This window comes from Janthinobacterium sp. SUN073 (genome assembly GCF_030397665.1).
In the GTDB taxonomy this organism is placed as follows: domain Bacteria; phylum Pseudomonadota; class Gammaproteobacteria; order Burkholderiales; family Burkholderiaceae_D; genus Janthinobacterium.
In genome coordinates this window covers 127,006-143,975 of the sequence record NZ_JAPUBT010000011.1, presented here as the reverse complement: position 1 = coordinate 143,975, position 16,970 = coordinate 127,006, and the positions used below count along the sequence as shown (strand labels likewise).

Below are 16,970 nucleotides of genomic sequence, written 5' to 3'. Positions count from 1 at the left end.
GCCATGTTCCTTTCCGATTTCAGTATCAAGCGGCCCACCGCCACCATCGTCCTGATCCTGGCGATGATGTGCGTCGGCTTGCTGGCGCTCAAGAAACTGCGCGTCAACCAGAACCCGGACGTCGAAGTGCCCTTCATCGTCGTCAGCATTCCTTACCCTGGCGCATCGCCCGATACGGTCGAGCGCGAAGTGGTGAACCGCCTGGAAAAATCGTTGCAAAGCATTTCCGGCGTGACCGAGGTCAACAGCGATTCGAATGAAGGTTCGGCTACCATCTTCCTGAAGTTTTCCTTCAATACCAATTTGATCGAGGCGTCCGACAATATCCGCAATGCGATTGCCGCCGTGCGCTACAAGTTGCCGACGGAAATGCGCGAGCCTATCCTGCAGCGCATCGACCCGGCCGCCGAGCCGATCATGCAGCTGGCGCTGTCGTCGAATACGCAAAGCCACGCGGAAATTTCGCGCCTGGCCGAAGATGTGCTGTCGGACCGCTTCCGCACCGTCGATGGCGTGGCGCTGGTCAACGTGGGCGGTTCGCTGAAGCGCGAGCTGTCCGTGCTGCTGCGGGCGGAAAAATTGCGTGAATACAATGTGTCCGTCAGCGACGTCGTCACCGCCTTGCGCAACCAGAACACGAATGCCCCGGTGGGCAAGGTGCGCGGCATCCTGGACGAGAAAAGCATCCGCCTGGTGGGCCGCATCGAGTCGCCTAGCGACTTCGAGAAAGTGGTGATCAAGCGCCGCGGCGAGGAAATCGTGCGCCTGGCGCAAGTGGCCACCATCGAGGATGGCTTTGCCGAAGTCAACAGCCTGAGCATGCGCAGCGGCAAGCCCAACGTGGGCATATCGATTACCCGCGTGCGCGACGCTTCCACCGTCAGCGTGGCCAACAAGATCCGCGACATGGTGGCGGAAATCAACAAGACCTTGCCGAAAGGCACGATCCTGCAAGTGACGCGCGACGGCGGCGAAAACGCCCAGCATAGCCTGAACAATGTGATCGAATCGCTGGTGCTGGGCGCCGTGCTGACGATTTTCGTCGTCTACGCCTTCCTGAATTCGTGGCGTTCGACCCTGATCACGGCGCTGAGCCTGCCCACGTCCGTGATTGCCGCCTTCATCGCCGTGTGGCTGTGCGGCTTTACCCTGAACTTCATGACACTGCTGGGCCTGTCGCTGGCCATCGGCGTGCTGATCGATGATGCCATCGTGGTGCGCGAAAACATCGTGCGCCACATGCAGATGGGCAAGGACCGCCGCACGGCCGCGCTGGAAGGCACGGCCGAGATCGGCATGGCCGTGGCTGCCACGACGTTCTCCATCATCGCCGTCTTCATTCCCGTGGCCTTCATGCCGGGTATCTCCGGCGAATGGTTCCGTCCGTTTGCCTTGACGGTGACGTGCTCGGTGCTCGTCAGCCTGGGCATCTCGTTTACGCTCGACCCGATGCTGTCGGCCTACTGGGGCGACCCGGTCGAGGAACATGCGGCGCCGAAAAAGGGCATCGGCCGCGTGCTGGAAAAATTCAACCACTGGTTCGACCACCAGGCCGATCGCTATGGCCGCGTGATCGCCTGGGCCCTGCATCACCGCCGCTGGATGGCCGTCATCGCCTTCGGCAGCCTGGTGGGCGCCATCGCCCTGCACTACACGCATGGCGGCACGAGTTTCCTGCCGGCATCCGATTCGGGTAATCTGATGATCAATGTGCGCACGCCATCGTCGAGCAGCATCGAGTATTCGCGTCTGAAACTCGAAGCGGCGGCCGTGCTGGCGCGCACCTTGCCTGAAACCAAGGATACCAACAGCTCCATCAATGCGGGCGGCGGAAGAGTGTATGTCGACATCGGCAAGCGCAACACCCGCAAGCGTTCGGCCAAGGAAATCGCGGTCGAGCTGCGCGAGAAGATGTCGCGTCTGGTGGGCGCCGAATACGTGGTGCAGGATGACTTGAGCAATGGTTCGCAAAAACCGATCCAGGTGGAATTCACGGGTCCGGATTCGCGTAAACTCATGGAAATTACCAATGCCTACATGGACAAGCTGCGCGCCATTCCCGGCGCCGTCGACGTGGGCCTGTCCGAGCAAGACCCGAAGAACGAGCTGCAGATTGAGCTCAACCGTGGCCTGGCCAACTCGATGGGCATTTCCGTCAATGATGCGGCGCAATCGTTGCGCGTGGCGTTTGCCGGCGTGGAAGTGGGCGACTGGGTCGATCCGACGGGCGAAACGCGCGACGTGGCCGTGCGCCTGCATCCCGATGACCGCGTGGCATCGGAAAACATCGAGCGCCTGCCGATCAGCGTGACGGGCACGTCGCAAATGGTGCCGCTCGACCAGATCGCCACCATTACCATGGGCAAGGGCCCGTCCGGCATCGAGCACAAGAATGGCAAGCGCACGATCACCGTGTCGGCCAATGCACAGGGCCGCTCGAACGGTGAAGTGACGAGCGACGCCATGAAGCTGGCCAACTCCATCGACTTCCCGCCCGGCTACGGCCTGGCGCTCGGTGGCGCCGGCCAGGACCAGCAAGAGCTGTTCACGGAAATGTTGATCGCGCTGGTGATGGGTATCGGCCTGATGTATTTGATCCTGGTGATGCAGTTCGGTTCCTTCACGGCGCCGGTGGCCGTGATGATGTCCTTGCCGCTGAGTCTGATCGGCGTGGTGGTGGCGCTGGTGATCACCAACAACACCCTCAACCTGATGAGCTTTATCGGCATCATCATGCTGATGGGCCTGGTCGCCAAGAACGCCATCCTGCTGCTCGACGCGGCGCGCAAGCGCGAGGAAGAGGGCCATGGCCGCGAGGACGCGCTGATGTATGCGGGCCGCATGCGCTTGCGTCCCATCCTGATGACGACGTTCGCGCTGATCGCCGGCATGTTCCCCGTGGCGCTGGGCCTGGGCGAGGGCGGCGAGTTCTACCGTCCATTGGCGATCGCCATCATCGGCGGCACCATCACCTCGACGATTCTGACCCTGCTGGTCGTGCCGACCTTCTATGACAGCATCGAGATCGCCCGCGATGGCGCCGTGGCCAAGTTCCACCGCCGCGCCGCGCGCATGCCCGTGGCCGTGGCCATGATATTGACCTTGCTCGAATGCGTGCTGACCTTGCTGCTGGTGCGCTTCGTCTACCGCATGCTGAAAAAGGCCGTGCTGTTCCTGATGGGCCGCCGTACGCCGAAAGCGGCGTCGGTCAGCCTGCAAAAGTAATTCAGGCAGCCTCGGCTGCGCAATCCTTGTGCCAGGTCAAAGAGCCTTCTTCGGAAGGCTCTTTTTACGTCTGGTGCTCTACAATCGTAGAACGGGTGGGCGGCTTCGTCAGCCTGGTATCGGGATATTTTTGCGATATTTTTCAACGGCAATGTGGCACGGCAACGTATCGGACAAGCACCATGTTCTCCAGTATCCGGCAGCCCAGTCTGGGCATCCTCATGGCATGCCTGCTGGCCGCTTGTGCCGTCGGGCCGGATTTCCAGCGTCCTGCCGCCCCCGGCGGCGGTGACAGCTACACGCCGGCGCCCTTGCCGGCGCAAACGGCGGCTGCGCCCGGTCCCGCTGGCCAGGCGCAGCGCTTTGTACCCGGCCAGGATATCCCCGCGCAATGGTGGTCGCTATTCCAGTCACCGGCGCTGGACCAGCTCGTGCGCGGGGCCCTCGCGCGCAGTCCCGGCCTGGCATCGGCCCAGGCGGCGTTGCGCCAGTCCGATGAAAACTACCGCGCCCTGTCCGGCAGCCTGCTGTATCCCGAGGTGGGTGCGCAGCTGGGCGTGAGTCGTGAAAAAAACAGCAGCCTGGAAGGCAAGGGCGGCGTTTTCAATTTGTACAATGCCTCGGTGAATGTATCGTATGCCCTGGATGTATTTGGCGGCAACAAGCGCCAGCTGGAGGGGCTGCAAGCCCTGGTTGACTATCGGCAATACCAGCTGGAAGCGGCGTACCTGGCCCTGACGGCCAACCTGGTGACGGCGGCCATCCGCGAAGCATCCCTGCGCGGACAGCTGCAGGCCACCAGCGACATACTCGACGCGCAGCAGAAACAGCTGGACGTGATCGAGCAGCAATTGCGCTTCGGCGCCATCGGCCGTGCCACGGTACTGCTCCAGCGCAACACGGTGGCGCAGACGCGGGCCAGCGTGCCGCCGCTGGAAAAAGCCCTGGCCCTGACGCGCCACCAGCTATCCGTGTATGCGGGCAAGCTGCCCAGCGAGCCCGGCATGCCTGAATTCGACCTGGCGTCGCTGCACTTGCCGCAGGACTTGCCCGTTTCCCTGCCGTCTGCCCTGGTGCGCCAGCGCCCCGACATCCGCGCCAGCGAAGCGCTGCTGCAGCAGGCCAGCGCGCAGATCGGTGTCGCCACGGCAGCCATGTATCCCCAATTTACCTTGACGGGCAATCTTGGCGCCTTGGCGACCAGCTTTCCCGCGTTGCTGCATGGCGGTTCTTCCGTGTGGGGCGTGGCGGCCGGGCTGGCCCAGCCTGTTTTTAATGGCGGCGCGCTGCGCGCCAGGCGGCGGGCCGCCATCGCCGCCTACGAGGGCGCGGCGGCCGATTACCGCGCCACCGTGCTGGCCGCCTTCCAGAATGTGGCCGATAGCTTGCGGGCCATCGAGGCTGATGCTGCCGCCTTGCAGCAGCAAGCCGAGGTGGAGGCGCTGGCCAGCGAATCGCTGGCGCTGAGTACGCAGCAATTCAAGCTCGGTGCCATCAGTTATCTAACCTTGCTGGATGTCCAACGCACGTACCAGCAGGCCAGGGTGGGCCTGGTGCAGGCGCAGGCGGCCCGTCATGCCGATAGCGCCGCGCTGTTCCAGGCGCTGGGCGGCGGCTGGTGGAACCGGCCCGCGCTGGACAACGTTCCCGCCACGACCACCTTGCCGGTGGCGGCGGGCAGGAACTGAGGGGCGTGCAATACGACACCGCAATGGCAGCCGGAAGGAATGACAAGGAGCGCATCCATGACGAAACGCAATAAGCGCATGCTCATCATGCTGGGAGCGGTGGTGCTGTTGATTGCCCTGCTGGCGCTGGGATTTTTCCTGCACATCCGCCAGCTCATGGCCAGTTCGCCCAAGCCCACGCGGCAGACGGTGTCGGCGACCATCATCCGCAAGGTCGAGTGGCAGCCGCACCTGTCTTCCGTGGGCACCATGGTGGCCGTGCGCGGGGTCGACGTGACGAGCGAAATTGCCGGCCTTGTCAGGACGATCAACTTCAAGTCGGGCCAGGAGGTGGCGGCAGGGCAATTACTGGTGCAACTCAATGCCGATGCGGATATTGCGCAGCTGCGCGCCCTGGAGGCGGCGGCCGAACTTGCCGCGTCCGTGCTGGCGCGCGACCAGCAGCAATTTGCCGTGCAAGCGATCAGCCAGGCACAGATCGACAGCGACCTGGCCGACGTGAAAAGCCGCAAGGCCCTGGCCGCCCAGCAGGCGGCGCTGGTGGCAAAGAAAACCATCCGCGCGCCGTTTGCGGGAAAACTGGGCATCACCACCGTCAATCCGGGCCAGTACCTCAATCCCGGCGACAGGATCGTCACCTTGCAAACCATCGATCCCATCTATGTCGACTTCTATATTCCGCAAAAGCAGCTGAGCGGCCTGCAAGTGGGGCAAGCCCTGAACCTGTCCAGCGATGCACATGCGAACACGGCCTTTGCGGGCAAGGTCAGCGCCATCAGTTCCAAGGTCGACCCCGCCACGCGCAATGTGCAGGTGGAGGCCACGGTGGCCAATCCGCAACGGCAGTTGCTGCCGGGTATGTTTGCCAACGTCAACGTGGAAGTGGGGGCCAAGAAACAGTATCTGACTTTGCCGCAGACGGCGATCACCTACAACCCGTATGGTTCCACCGTCTTCGTCGTGCATCCGGCGCAGGCGCCCAAGGTCACGGCCCCCGGCGCGCCGCCGCCCAGGGCGGGTGAGCTGGTGGTGCGTCAGGTATTCGTGACGACGGGTGAAACACGCGGCGACCAGGTAGCCGTGCTGACGGGGCTCACCGAGGGGCAGCAAGTCGTCACCAGCGGGCAGATCAAGCTCAAGAACGGCAGCCCCGTGGTGATCAGCAACGTCGTCGAGCCGGGTAACAATCCGCAACCCACGCCGCAGGAACACTGAGGCGCCGCCATGAACTTCACCGATCTCTTTATCCGCAGGCCCGTGCTGGCCATGGTGGTGAGTTTGTTGCTGGTGGTGCTGGGGCTGCGCTCCCTGTTCAGTTTGCCCATCAACCAGTATCCGAAGACGCAGAATGCCGTCGTGACGATTTCCACCACCTACTATGGCGCAGACGCGCAGACGGTGGCCGGTTTCATTACGCAACCGCTGGAATCGGCCATCGCCCAGGCGCAGGGCATCGATTACCTGTCCTCGTCCAGCAGCAGCGGCATGTCGACCATCACGGCTACCTTGCGCCTCAATTACGACGCGAACCGGGCTTTGACGGAAATCAATACCCAAGTCAGTTCCGTGAAGAATCAGCTACCCGCCCAGGCGCAAACGCCCGTGCTGACGGTACAGATGGGGCAGACGACGGACGCCATGTACCTGGGCTTTTACAGCAAGTCCTTGCCGACGAATAATGTGACGGATTACCTGAGCCGCGTGGTCAAGCCCAAGCTCGACTCCGTCAGCGGCGTGCAGACGGCGGAACTGCTGGGCGCGCGTCTGTTTGCCCTGCGCGCCTGGCTGGACGCGGACAAGATGGCCGCGTTCGGCGTGACGGCGGCCGAGGTGAGCACCGCCCTGGGCAATAACAATTACCTGGCTGCGCTGGGGTCCAGCAAGGGCCAGATGGTGACCGTTCCCCTGACGGCCGGCACGGATCTGCATTCGGTGGAGGAGTTCAGGCAACTTGTCGTCAAGCGCAGCGGTGACTCCATTGTGAGGCTGGAAGACCTGGCCACCGTCGTGCTGGGTTCTGAAAACTATGATTTCAACGTGGCCTTCAGCGGCGTGCGCTCCGTCTTCATCGGCATCAAGGTGGCGCCGGAAGCCAATATCCTCGACGTGGCCGAGCGCGTGCGCGCCGTCTTCCCCGATATCCAGTCTCAGCTGCCGGCCGGCTTGACGGGCGACATCGTGTACGACTCCACGTTCTTCATCAATACCTCCATCCACGAAGTCATCAAGACCCTGGTCGAGGCGCTGCTGATCGTCACCATCGTCATCTATTTGTTCCTGGGCAGCTTGCGGGCCGTGATCGTGCCCGTGATCGCCATGCCGCTATCACTGATCGGCACGTTTACGGCCATGCTGGCGCTCGGCTATTCCATCAACTTGCTGACTCTGCTGGCCATCGTGCTGGCCATCGGCCTGGTGGTCGACGACGCCATCATCGTGGTGGAAAACGTGGACCGCCACATGAAGCAGGGCCAGCCGCCGCTGGAGGCCAGCCTGCTGGCGGCGCGCGAACTGGGCAGCCCGATTTTGGCCATGACGGTGGTGCTCATCGCCGTGTATGTGCCCATCGGCTTCCAGGGCGGCCTGACGGGCGCGTTGTTCACGGAATTCGCCTTCACCCTGGCCGGCGCCGTGGCCGTGTCGGGCGTGGTGGCCCTGACCTTGTCGCCCATGATGTGTTCGCGCTTCTTCCGCCCGGAACAGGATAGTGGCCGCTTCGTGCAAGCCATCGACCGCGTCTTCGGCAAGGTGCACGACTCGTATCTGCGCCTGCTGCACGCGCTGCTCGATACCTGGCCCGTGCTCATTGTCATGGCGGCGATTTTGATGCTGGTGCTGGGGTTGATGTTCAAGATGTCGCAGTCCGAGCTGGCGCCCGAGGAAGACCAGGGCGTCGTGCTGTCGCAGGTGGTGGGCGACCCGACGGCCACCTCGGACCAGATGCAAGTGTATGCCGAGCAAATCTACCAGGTGGCCAAGGCCATGCCCGAATACAGCCAGATGTTCCAGATCACGGGCGTACCGACTGTCAACTCGGGTTTTGGCGGCATGCTGATGACGCCGTGGAACGAGCGTGCGCGCAGCGCCCAGCAGGTGCAGCAGGACTTGCAGGCGGGCTGGAACAGGATAGCCGGCGCCCGCGTGGCCGCCTTCCAGTTCCCCGCCTTGCCCGGTTCCTCGGGTTTACCCGTGCAGTTCGTCATCGCTACCACGGAGCCGTTTGAAAACCTCGATACCATCGCGCAGCAGGTGCTGGAGAAGGCGCGCGCATCGGGCAAATTTTATTTCGTGGATACGGACTTGAAGATTGACAAACCGCAAGCCACCGTGGTGGTCGACCGCGACAGCGTCGCCGCGCTGGGCATGACGCAGCAGGATGTGGGGCAGGCCTTGGGCGCGGCCCTGGGCGGTGGCTACGTCAATTACTTTTCCATCGCCGGGCGTTCCTATAAAGTGATCCCGCAGGTATTGCAGGTCGACCGCCTGAATCCATCGGCCGTGCTGGACTTCCATATCAAGACGCCCAACGGCACGATGATACCGGCCAGTACCGTCGCGCATATCCGATACGACATCGTGCCCGAGTCGATCAACCGCTTCCAGCAACTCAACGCCGTCACGCTTTCCGGCGTGTCCGGCGCCTCGCAGGGCGAGGTGCTGGCCTTCATGCGCGATGCGCTGGCCCAGGTGGCGCCCAGTGGCTACACGGTTGATTATTCGGGCCAGTCGCGCCAGTTCGTGCAGGAATCGGGCGGCTTTATCGTCACCATGCTGTTTGCCGTGGTGATCGTCTTCCTGGCGCTGGCGGCACAGTTCGAGAGTTTCCGCGACCCCGTCGTGATCCTCATCTCCGTGCCGCTGGCCCTGTTTGGCGCGACCATGTTCATCTTCCTCGGCTTTGCGTCGATCAACATCTACACGGAGGTGGGCCTGGTGACCCTGATGGGACTGATCAGCAAGCATGGCATCCTGATCGTGGAAGTGGCGAATCAGCTGCAAAGGACGGGCAAGAGCAAGCGCGAGGCGGTGGAGGAAGCGGCCGCCGTGCGCCTGCGTCCCATTCTGATGACGACGGCCGCCATGGTGTTTGGCGTGCTGCCCCTGGTGATCGCTTCGGGCGCGGGGGCGGCCGGGCGGCACGCGATGGGGCTGGTGATTTTCACGGGTTTGTCCATCGGCACCTTGTTTACCCTGTTCGTGGTGCCGGCCATGTATCTGTTCCTGGCGGCGGACCACCAGGCGTTGAGTGCACGGGGCGCGGTGAAGGCGGCGCCAGCCCATTGATGCGCTGCAGCGGGGGCAATTGCTGCGCCGTGCAAGACAAAGAGCCTTCGTTGGAAGGCTCTTTGTTGCTGATTCCCTTGTTTGTTGCCGGGCTGCAGGGCCGGCCGCCGCAGCGGAGCGGGCGTCGCCTTTAGCTGCTGCGTGGCGGTGGCGTGGTGGTACCAGTCCCGGTGCCGGGCGTGGCGCCATTGCCAGGCGGGGTGGCCGGCGGCGTGGTCGTGCCGTCGGGGTTGGTAGTTGTGCCCGGTGCAACGGATGGAGTGGCGGGCGTGGTGGCGTCCGGCGTGGTGGTGCCGCTGGTGCCCGAGGTGCCGCTGCCGCCCGCGCCGGGCGTGGTGGCGGGCGTAGCTGGCTTGGCCGTGGTGGTGGACTCATTGTGCTTGTTGCAGCCGCCCAGCAGCGCGCACACGATGGCGGTGCCGAGGACAAGCTTGCTGGTGCTAGGGAGTGGAGCCGTCATGATTGTTCCTTTCTCGTTGGAAAGCTGTCGTGGTGATCCTACCTGCCAGACGGCCTGCCACAGCGCAGGCAGGCTGTCGTAGCAAGGCTGGCATCGCTTGCAACATTTAGAGTAGACAGGTGCGCGCAGGTTCACCGGATTTACAAATCAGCGGCCATTGGCGGGAGCAGAGGTGATCCGTTTTGATATGGCGCAAACGCGCCACGTGAACGGAATGGGCCGGGACAGGACGTCCCGGCCGCGGGCGAGAGCTTCTTATTTGGCGCCAGGGGCCTTGCTCACTTCCACTTCCCAATCCACGCCCGAGGCGACGTGGTGTTGGGCGGCAAAGTCACCCTGGCTGATGGCCACGGCCACGTCGAGCAGACTGTTCAGGTAGACCAGGGGCTTGCCCTTGGCGACGCCGCCAAACGTGTGCTCGAATGGCGCCGTGACCTTGGCCACTTGCTTGCCCTTGTGCAAAATACGCACTTGCAGCGGGTCATGCAGTTTCACCTGTAATTCGTCGAGCAGCGATTTCGGAATATTCGTCCACACATTGCCATATTTCACATCCAGCACGGGCACGATGCCGCGGATGGTATTGCCGTCGCGCACAGGTTTTTGATACGCGATCTTCACCACGGATTCGCTCGGCAAGGGTGGCCCCACCTGTTCATAGCTGATGGCACCGGACGCCAGGCGCGCACCCACATACGCGTATACGTCGCGGCCATGGAAGGTGTACGACTCGCTCGATCCCGCCAGGCGGTTGACCTTTTCATCGATTTCACGCAATTCGGCCACGCCGTCGCGCTCGGCGATCAGGGTGAACAGGCCATTGTCCGGCCCCACGAAGTAGCGGCCACCCTTGGTTTTCAGCACCACCGACTTGCGGTTGGTACCCACGCCCGGGTCGATGACGGAAACAAACACCGTGCCTTGCGGCCAGTAATTGGCCGTCTGGTACAGGCGGTAGGCGCCCAGCCAGATGTCGTAATCGGGAATCTGGTGCGTCAGGTCCGAGATGGTCAGCTTGGGATCGACGCCATAGGCGACGCCATGCATGGCCGACACGGCGCCGTCGGCCGTGCCGAAGTCCGTCATCAGCACCAGCGGTGCGGCAGCCTGGGCGGGCGACAGCAGGAGGGCGCTCAGGCAGGCGCCGGCGACGAGATGGGAGATTCGTTTGATGATCATGATTTATCCTTGTTCGTGTCAGAACGTGTAGCTTAATTTAGCGTAAAAGTAGGCGCCATTGACGCCGATGGGGTTGATGAAATTGTAGGGCTGGGCACCGCCATACGTGGCGTTATTCGTCTGGCGCACGCGCTGCGGATAGCGGTCGAGGATATTGTTGCCACCCACGCTCACCGTCAGTTGCTTGCTCAGTTTCAACTGGCCTTCCAGGTCCAGCGACCAGACGGCGCCGAAGCGCTGTGCGGGGATGCCGTCGATCAGGGGCGCATCGCCGTCATATGAAAAATCTTTCAGCTCGCCAAAGCGCGTGGCGCGCGCCTGCACGCCCCAGCCGGTTGCCTGCCAGTCGGCACCGAGGATCAATTTGCTGGTGGGGGACGCATGTTTGATGCGGAACAAACTCGTCTCTGTCAGCAAGGTCAGACTGGGATCGATGGCGCTCAATGCAGCGGAACTCTGGCGTACCTTGTCGAGGCTGGTCTTGTTCAGGTTCAGTGCCGCGTTCAGGTTCAGCTTGCCGGACGTGAAGGCCAGGTCGTGATTCAGCACCACGTCCAGGCCTTTTGTGCGCGTGTCGAGCAGGTTGGCCAGGTAGGCCACGGACTGGATGTCGCTGCGGCCATTCGCGCCCAGGTAGGCGGTGACGGCGTCGCTTTGCAAATCGCTCGAACGTGTGATGCGGTCGCGGATGCGGATCACGTAGGCATCCACCGTCACGCTGGTGGCGGCCGCCGGTTTCCAGGCCAGGCCCAGGGAGACGTTGGTCGATTTTTCCGGTTTCAGCTGTTGCGCGCCGAAGCTGCGCGCCAGCGGGTCGCTGGCCGGCAGCAGGGCCGATGTTTGCAGGGCCGTGCCATCGGCGTTGAAGTTCAGTGTGGCGAAGCGGAAGCCCGTTTGCACGAGGGCTGGTGCGCGGAAACTGTTCGATAGCGAACCGCGCACGAGGAAATGCTCCGTCACTTTATAGCGCGTGGACAGCTTGCCCGTGCTGGCGCTGCCGAAGTCGCTGTAGCGGGAATAGCGAGCGGCGGCGCCTACCAGCAGGCGCGGCGTAAGATCGCTTTCCACGTCCGCATACACGGAGCGGATTTGCCGGCTGCCGTCGTAGGCGTCCGATGGGCGCAAGCCCGGTCCCGCCTGCGCGCCCGGTGGCGCGTCGGTAAAATTGCCGGCCGCATACGAAGCGGGGTCGCCGGCCGAGCTGGTGTAGGTTTCGCGCATCCATTCGGCGCCTACCGCCAGGCTCAACGGGGCGGGCAAACCGATGTCGATGCTGCGCGTGGCATCCAGGTTCAAGGCGTTTTGGCGAAAGTCGAAGCCGGCGAGGTTGAAACGCGTGGGGCTGGCCGCGCCCAGCGAAGCGTTGACGGAGTGGCTCACGCCGTAGTCAAAGTGGTCGCTGCCGTGGCGCGCGCTGGCGTCCCAGTTCCACTCTCCGGTGCTGCCGCGCACGCCGGCCACGATGCTGAGGTCGCGCTTGTCGCCGTTGGTGACGGGGCGGTAGCCGTTCGGATACAGGGCCGGCACATTCGACGGGTCGCCCGGATAACGGAAGTAGGCGCTGCCGTCGGACTTGCGCTCGTTCAAGGTGGCAAACGAGTACAGGTCCAGGCCATTCGCCAGGGTGAGCTGGGTGTTGTAGAACAGGTAGTTGTTGTGCTGGCGCGAGTCGCCCGACTTGAACACCACCTTGCCATCGAGCGCCTGGTCGGCCGGCGTGAAGTTGTAGGAAGTCCAGCCCGCGTCGCTGGGGCCGGCCCGTTCCGTGGGCGAGCGGCGCCGCGTTTCCGCACCGAAGCGGAAGAACCCCGCTTCGCCCAGCGGCACGCCATAGTCGGCGTTGACGATGACGGTCTGGCCATCCGTCAAGGTTTGATTGGTCGGGTCGAAATGCGTGTGGTTGGCGCCATAGCTGACGGAGGCGGCGCCGCCCGTGCGCGCCTTTTTCAACACGATGTTGATCACGCCCGCGACGGCATCGCTGCCGTACTGGGCACCCGCGCCGTCGCGCAGGATTTCGATGTGGTCGATGGCGTTGGGGGGAATGGCATTGATGTCGACCGGTACGGTGCCGGCGAAGCTGCTTTCCGTGTCCAGCACGGCGCTCGTGTGGCGGCGCTTGCCGTTGATCAGCACCAGTACCTGGTCGGGCGCCAGGCCCCGCAACTGGATGCCGCGCACGGAGTCCGACGCGCCGCTCGACTCGATGCGGGGGAAGTTGATCGACGGCGACAGGTTTTGCAGGGCCGCGCCCACGTCGCCCGACGCCAGCGCATTGCTCACTTCGCGCGCGCCGAAACGGTCGATGGGCACGCTGCTGTCGAACACCGTGCGGTTGCGCGCGCGCGAGCCGACGACGGTGACCTGGTCGATGCTGGCGCCGGCCGTTTCATTGGCGCTGCCGGTGGTGGCTTGCGCTTCTTGTGCCCAGGCGGAGGGTACGCCCAGCATGGCGCAGGCCAGCACGATGGCGCGCAGCGGCGTGGCGGGAAGGGAAAGGGGGACGTATGAGTGGCGCAGGTGCACGGCGGTATCCTTTAAGCTTGTTCATCTGAAAACAATGGATGGAGCTTAAGGGAGGTTGTTGCCCAGGCGAACGATTCTTTATGGATATGCTTATGGCTATTGTTTCCATGCCGCGCGGCTCAGGGCGCCAGCTCAGGGTGCCAGATTACGCAGCAGTGCGGGAATCTCGGCCGGGATTTCGCGCGCCAGGTAGCCGAGGGTGCCGAAGCGCAGGGCCAGCTGTTCGCCCGCCAGCGCATGCAGGGCGATGCCCCAGGCGCAGGCCTGTTCCAATGGCGCGCCGCGCGCGGCCAGGCCCGTGATGATGCCGGCCAGGGTGTCGCCGGAACCCGAAATGGCCAGGCCGATATTGCCGCCAGCGTGCGCCCCGTGCATCCAGCTGGTGCCGTCGGGCATGGCGAGGATGGTCAGCGCGCCTTTCAGGGCGACGATGGCATTCCAGCGCCGCGCCGCGTCCACGGCGCAGGCATGTGGGTCGCCCAGCACGGCGTCTTTCGACAGGCCCATCAGCTGGGCCAGCTCGCCTGCATGCGGCGTCAGCAGCACCGCCTGGTCAAAGCGAAAGTGCGCGGGCTTGCGCACGACTTGCATGGTGCGTGCGTCGAGGATCAAGCGGCTGCCGGCAAACAGGGGCAGCAGGTGGCGCATCAGTTCGCAGCTGGCCGCCGTGTCGCACATGCCTGGCCCCACGAGCACGGCGTCCACCTTGCCGGCCAGCGGCGCCAGCTGGTGTTGCGCCTCGGGCCGGAAGCCGCCCAGCGCAGTCTCATCGAGACCGATGACCCGCGCCTCGGGCATGGCGATGGCCACCTGCGCCGCTACCGATGCGCCCGTCGCCAGGGTCAGCTTGCCCGCGCCCGCGCGCAGGGCGGCCGTGGCCGCCAGCAGGATGGCGCCCGGCATCTCTTCGGAGCCGGCGACGATCAGCAGGTGGCCGCGCACCTCTTTGTCGCCATCGGGCTGGGGCATGGGCAGGGGCCAGGAGCGCAGCAGGGAAGGGGTAATGGCGGTGGCGTCCATGCATGACCTCCGAAGATCAGGATTTGGGCGCGGCCGGCATGTCGGGCTGGGCCGTGACTTGTGTGCCGGCCGCTTCCAGCGGCGCGACGAAGTTGCACAGGTCCAGCTGCAGCTTGCCGTACCTGCCCAGGGCGGGGTTGAAGGCGTACGAAGTGATGCCGCAGTTGGGCACGTCGGCGGCCTTGTCGATGGCCAGGATGGCGTGTTCGTCGCAGCGTTCCAGCAGGTAGCGGAAGCAGTTGACGATGACCTGGTGGCCGACGATCAGCACGCGTTCGCCCCGGTATTCGCGGGTGATGGTGTCGAGCACGCTGCGCAGTCTCAGGATGACGTCGCACCAGCTTTCGCCGCCCGGTGGGCGGAAATAAAACTTGCCCACATGCTGGCGCTGTTCGTAGAGTTCCGGGTACTTGCTGGCGATGCCGTGCACGGTCAGGCGGTCGAGGATGCCGAATTCCTTTTCGCGCAGGCGCTCGTCGGCCACCATGGAAGCGAGGCTGTCCGCATCGATGCGCGCCAGCACGGCTTGCGCCGTCTGCTGCGCCCGCACGTAGGGCGAATACAGCACGACGGTCGGTTGTTGTTCAGGGGGGAGGGTGGCGAACCAGTCGCCCAGGGCGTGCGCCTGGCGCGCGCCAAGCTCGGACAGGGGGACGTCGACATCGCGCTCGGCGATGGCGATCAATAACTGTTTTTCCGCTTCGGCGGCATCGCGCGCCACGTTGCCGGCACTTTGGCCGTGACGCACGATCCAGATTTGCTGCGGCCATTTCTGTTCCATCGCCTTGCGCCTTCCTCTGTATTTATTGTGAATAAATATAGACGAAAGCGGCAAGGCGCGGCGCGCCGCTGCGGGCAGCCTTGCAACGCCTAACAAAACCGTAGCGAGCGGAAGGGAGGCTCGGCGCCCCCGTTGGCTTGAGAAGCGGAACTGTGCAAAGGTACGGGGGCGCCGAGCCAGTGAGCATCGGAAACCGCAACCCGCGACGCGCAGTAGGTTTGGTTATGCGTTTTAAGCGGCGTGTTCCGCCTCGTCCAGGTCCGGCGCGTCGTCGCTGTTGTAGACGGCCAGGTCGGTCTGTCCCATGACCCTGCTGGTGACGGTGCCGGCCGTAATCGAGCCGCTCACGTTCAGGGCCGTGCGGCCCATGTCGATCAGCGGTTCGACGGAGATCAGCAAGCCGGCCAGGGCGACGGGCAAGTCCATCGCCGACAGCACGATCAGCGCGGCAAACGTGGCGCCGCCGCCCACGCCGGCCACACCGACGGAACCGATGGTGATGATGGCCAGCAAGGGCAGCAGGAAGCTGACGGTGAACGGGTCGACGCCGACCGTGGGCGCGATCATCACGGCCAGCATGGCAGGGTAAATGCCGGCGCAGCCGTTCTGGCCGATGGTCGAGCCGAACGAGGCGGCGAAGTTGGCGATGCCTTCCGGCGTACCCAGGCGCTGTGTTTGCGTCTGCACGCTCATCGGTATCGAACCGGCGCTCGTGCGCGAGGTAAACGCGAAGGCCAGCACGGGGAAGACTTTTTTCACGAAGCGCAGCGGGTTCAGGCCCACGCCGGCGATGATGGCCAGGTGCACGAGGAACATCAGGATCAGCGCGCTGTACGAGGCGACGACGAAGTTGATCAGTTTCAAGATGTCCGTGTAGCTCGACGAGGCCACTACTTCAAACATCAGCGCGAACACGCCGTACGGCGTCAGGCGCAGCACCAGCGTGACCATGCGCATGACGATGGCGTGCGCCACTTTCATGAAGTGCTCGAAGGAAGCGAAGATTTCCGGCTTTTTCGCCGCGATGCCCGTGGCCGAGATGCCGATGAAGATGGAGAACACCACCACGGCGATGGTCGACGTCTTGCGCGCCCCCGTCATGTCGAGGAAGGGGTTGGTCGGCACGAAGCTGACCAGCAGTTTCGGCAGGGACAGGGCTTTTGCCGTTTCCAGCGAGCCTTGCAGCTGCACGCCGCGCGCCACTTCGGCGGCGCTCGAGGTCAGGCCGACAGCCGTCAAGCCGAACAGCTTGGCCATCAGGATGCCCAGCGCGGCGGCGATCGTGGTGGTAATGAGCAGGGTGCCGATGGTCAGCGCGCTGATCTTGCCCAGCGAGCTCGCATCCTTGAGTTTCAGGATGGCGGAAATGATGGAGACCATGATCAGCGGCATGATGATCATTTGCAGCAGCTTGACGTAGCCGCTGCCGACGATGTCGATGTATTCATTGGTGCCCGCGATGATGGGCGAGCCGGCGCCGTACAGCCACTGCACGGCCGCACCGAGCAGCACGCCCAGGCCCAGGCCCGTGAAGACGCGCACGGTAAACGTCGCGTGTTTGCGTTGCTGCTGGAACATGAAAGCGAAGACGAGCAACGCAACGAGCAGGTTCAGGATGATGTTAATTGCCATGAAGGGGCCTTATCTTGGTTTTATTCGAGACTGCACGCAGCACATAAAACTGTACTACCACTGACAGCTGCCCCAGCCCGGGGCGGAAGGGCAAGCACTGTACAGTACTATGGTGGCGTTTTGCGCCATACCGCTGCGAATATTACGCTATATAAATATGCTTCACAGGCATAAG

The 16,970-nt window shown here is 63.7% G+C and carries 10 protein-coding genes; 4 read left to right on the top strand and 6 right to left on the bottom strand.

The features are described 5' to 3' along the window. Positions 1-3 precede the first annotated feature (3 nt). From O0882_RS24065 to O0882_RS24050, 4 genes are all read left to right on the top strand, one after another. Positions 4-3,225: an efflux RND transporter permease subunit gene (locus O0882_RS24065; RefSeq protein ID WP_289952163.1), complete on the top strand. Its 3,222-nt coding sequence runs from the start codon at positions 4-6 to the stop codon at positions 3,223-3,225. Positions 3,226-3,407: 182 nt separating this feature from the next. Next, entirely contained in the window at positions 3,408-4,913 is a 1,506-nt protein-coding gene (locus tag O0882_RS24060; protein WP_289952161.1) for an efflux transporter outer membrane subunit, read from the top strand. A 57-nt stretch (positions 4,914-4,970) separates the two neighbouring features. Further along, the gene (locus O0882_RS24055) at positions 4,971-6,128 is read left to right on the top strand and encodes an efflux RND transporter periplasmic adaptor subunit (RefSeq protein ID WP_289952159.1); all 1,158 of its coding nucleotides are present in this window, start codon (positions 4,971-4,973) and stop codon (positions 6,126-6,128) included. A gap of 9 nt (positions 6,129-6,137) precedes the next feature. Beyond that, positions 6,138-9,197, top strand: a complete 3,060-nt coding sequence (locus O0882_RS24050) for an efflux RND transporter permease subunit (protein ID WP_289952157.1) — start codon at positions 6,138-6,140, stop codon at positions 9,195-9,197. A gap of 130 nt (positions 9,198-9,327) precedes the next feature. Here the strand turns inward: O0882_RS24050 and O0882_RS24045 are convergent, their stop codons facing one another. From O0882_RS24045 to O0882_RS24020, 6 genes are all read right to left on the bottom strand, one after another. Continuing rightward, positions 9,328-9,657 carry a hypothetical protein gene (locus O0882_RS24045; protein ID WP_289952155.1) on the bottom strand — a complete coding sequence of 110 codons (330 nt, stop codon included), beginning with the start codon at positions 9,655-9,657 and terminating at the stop codon, positions 9,328-9,330. 255 nt (positions 9,658-9,912) lie between these two features. Beyond that, on the bottom strand, positions 9,913-10,836 hold the full coding sequence (locus O0882_RS24040; protein WP_289952153.1) for an S-adenosyl-l-methionine hydroxide adenosyltransferase family protein: 924 nt from the start codon (positions 10,834-10,836) through the stop codon (positions 9,913-9,915). Positions 10,837-10,854: 18 nt separating this feature from the next. Next, on the bottom strand, positions 10,855-13,362 hold the full coding sequence (locus O0882_RS24035; RefSeq protein ID WP_289952150.1) for a TonB-dependent receptor: 2,508 nt from the start codon (positions 13,360-13,362) through the stop codon (positions 10,855-10,857). A 132-nt stretch (positions 13,363-13,494) separates the two neighbouring features. After that, positions 13,495-14,382, bottom strand: a complete 888-nt coding sequence (locus tag O0882_RS24030) for an NAD(P)H-hydrate dehydratase (RefSeq protein ID WP_289952148.1) — start codon at positions 14,380-14,382, stop codon at positions 13,495-13,497. Positions 14,383-14,398: 16 nt separating this feature from the next. Then, complete coding sequence (locus O0882_RS24025; RefSeq protein WP_289952147.1) at positions 14,399-15,163, bottom strand: histidine phosphatase family protein; 765 nt, start codon at positions 15,161-15,163, stop codon at positions 14,399-14,401. Positions 15,164-15,394: 231 nt separating this feature from the next. Continuing rightward, the gene (locus tag O0882_RS24020; RefSeq protein ID WP_289952145.1) at positions 15,395-16,795 is read right to left on the bottom strand and encodes a cation:dicarboxylase symporter family transporter; all 1,401 of its coding nucleotides are present in this window, start codon (positions 16,793-16,795) and stop codon (positions 15,395-15,397) included. Positions 16,796-16,970 lie beyond the last annotated feature (175 nt).

Excerpts from the sequence above, each read along its gene's own strand:
- O0882_RS24065 (WP_289952163.1), top strand. The coding sequence starts at position 4 with ATGTTCCTTTCCGATTTCAGTATCAAGCGGCCCACCGCCACCATCGTC.
- O0882_RS24060 (WP_289952161.1), top strand. The coding sequence starts at position 3,408 with ATGTTCTCCAGTATCCGGCAGCCCAGTCTGGGCATCCTCATGGCATGC.
- O0882_RS24055 (WP_289952159.1), top strand. The coding sequence starts at position 4,971 with ATGACGAAACGCAATAAGCGCATGCTCATCATGCTGGGAGCGGTGGTG.
- O0882_RS24050 (WP_289952157.1), top strand. The coding sequence starts at position 6,138 with ATGAACTTCACCGATCTCTTTATCCGCAGGCCCGTGCTGGCCATGGTG.
- O0882_RS24045 (WP_289952155.1), bottom strand. The coding sequence starts at position 9,657 with ATGACGGCTCCACTCCCTAGCACCAGCAAGCTTGTCCTCGGCACCGCC.
- O0882_RS24040 (WP_289952153.1), bottom strand. The coding sequence starts at position 10,836 with ATGATCATCAAACGAATCTCCCATCTCGTCGCCGGCGCCTGCCTGAGC.
- O0882_RS24030 (WP_289952148.1), bottom strand. The coding sequence starts at position 14,382 with ATGGACGCCACCGCCATTACCCCTTCCCTGCTGCGCTCCTGGCCCCTG.
- O0882_RS24025 (WP_289952147.1), bottom strand. The coding sequence starts at position 15,163 with ATGGAACAGAAATGGCCGCAGCAAATCTGGATCGTGCGTCACGGCCAA.
- O0882_RS24020 (WP_289952145.1), bottom strand. The coding sequence starts at position 16,795 with ATGGCAATTAACATCATCCTGAACCTGCTCGTTGCGTTGCTCGTCTTC.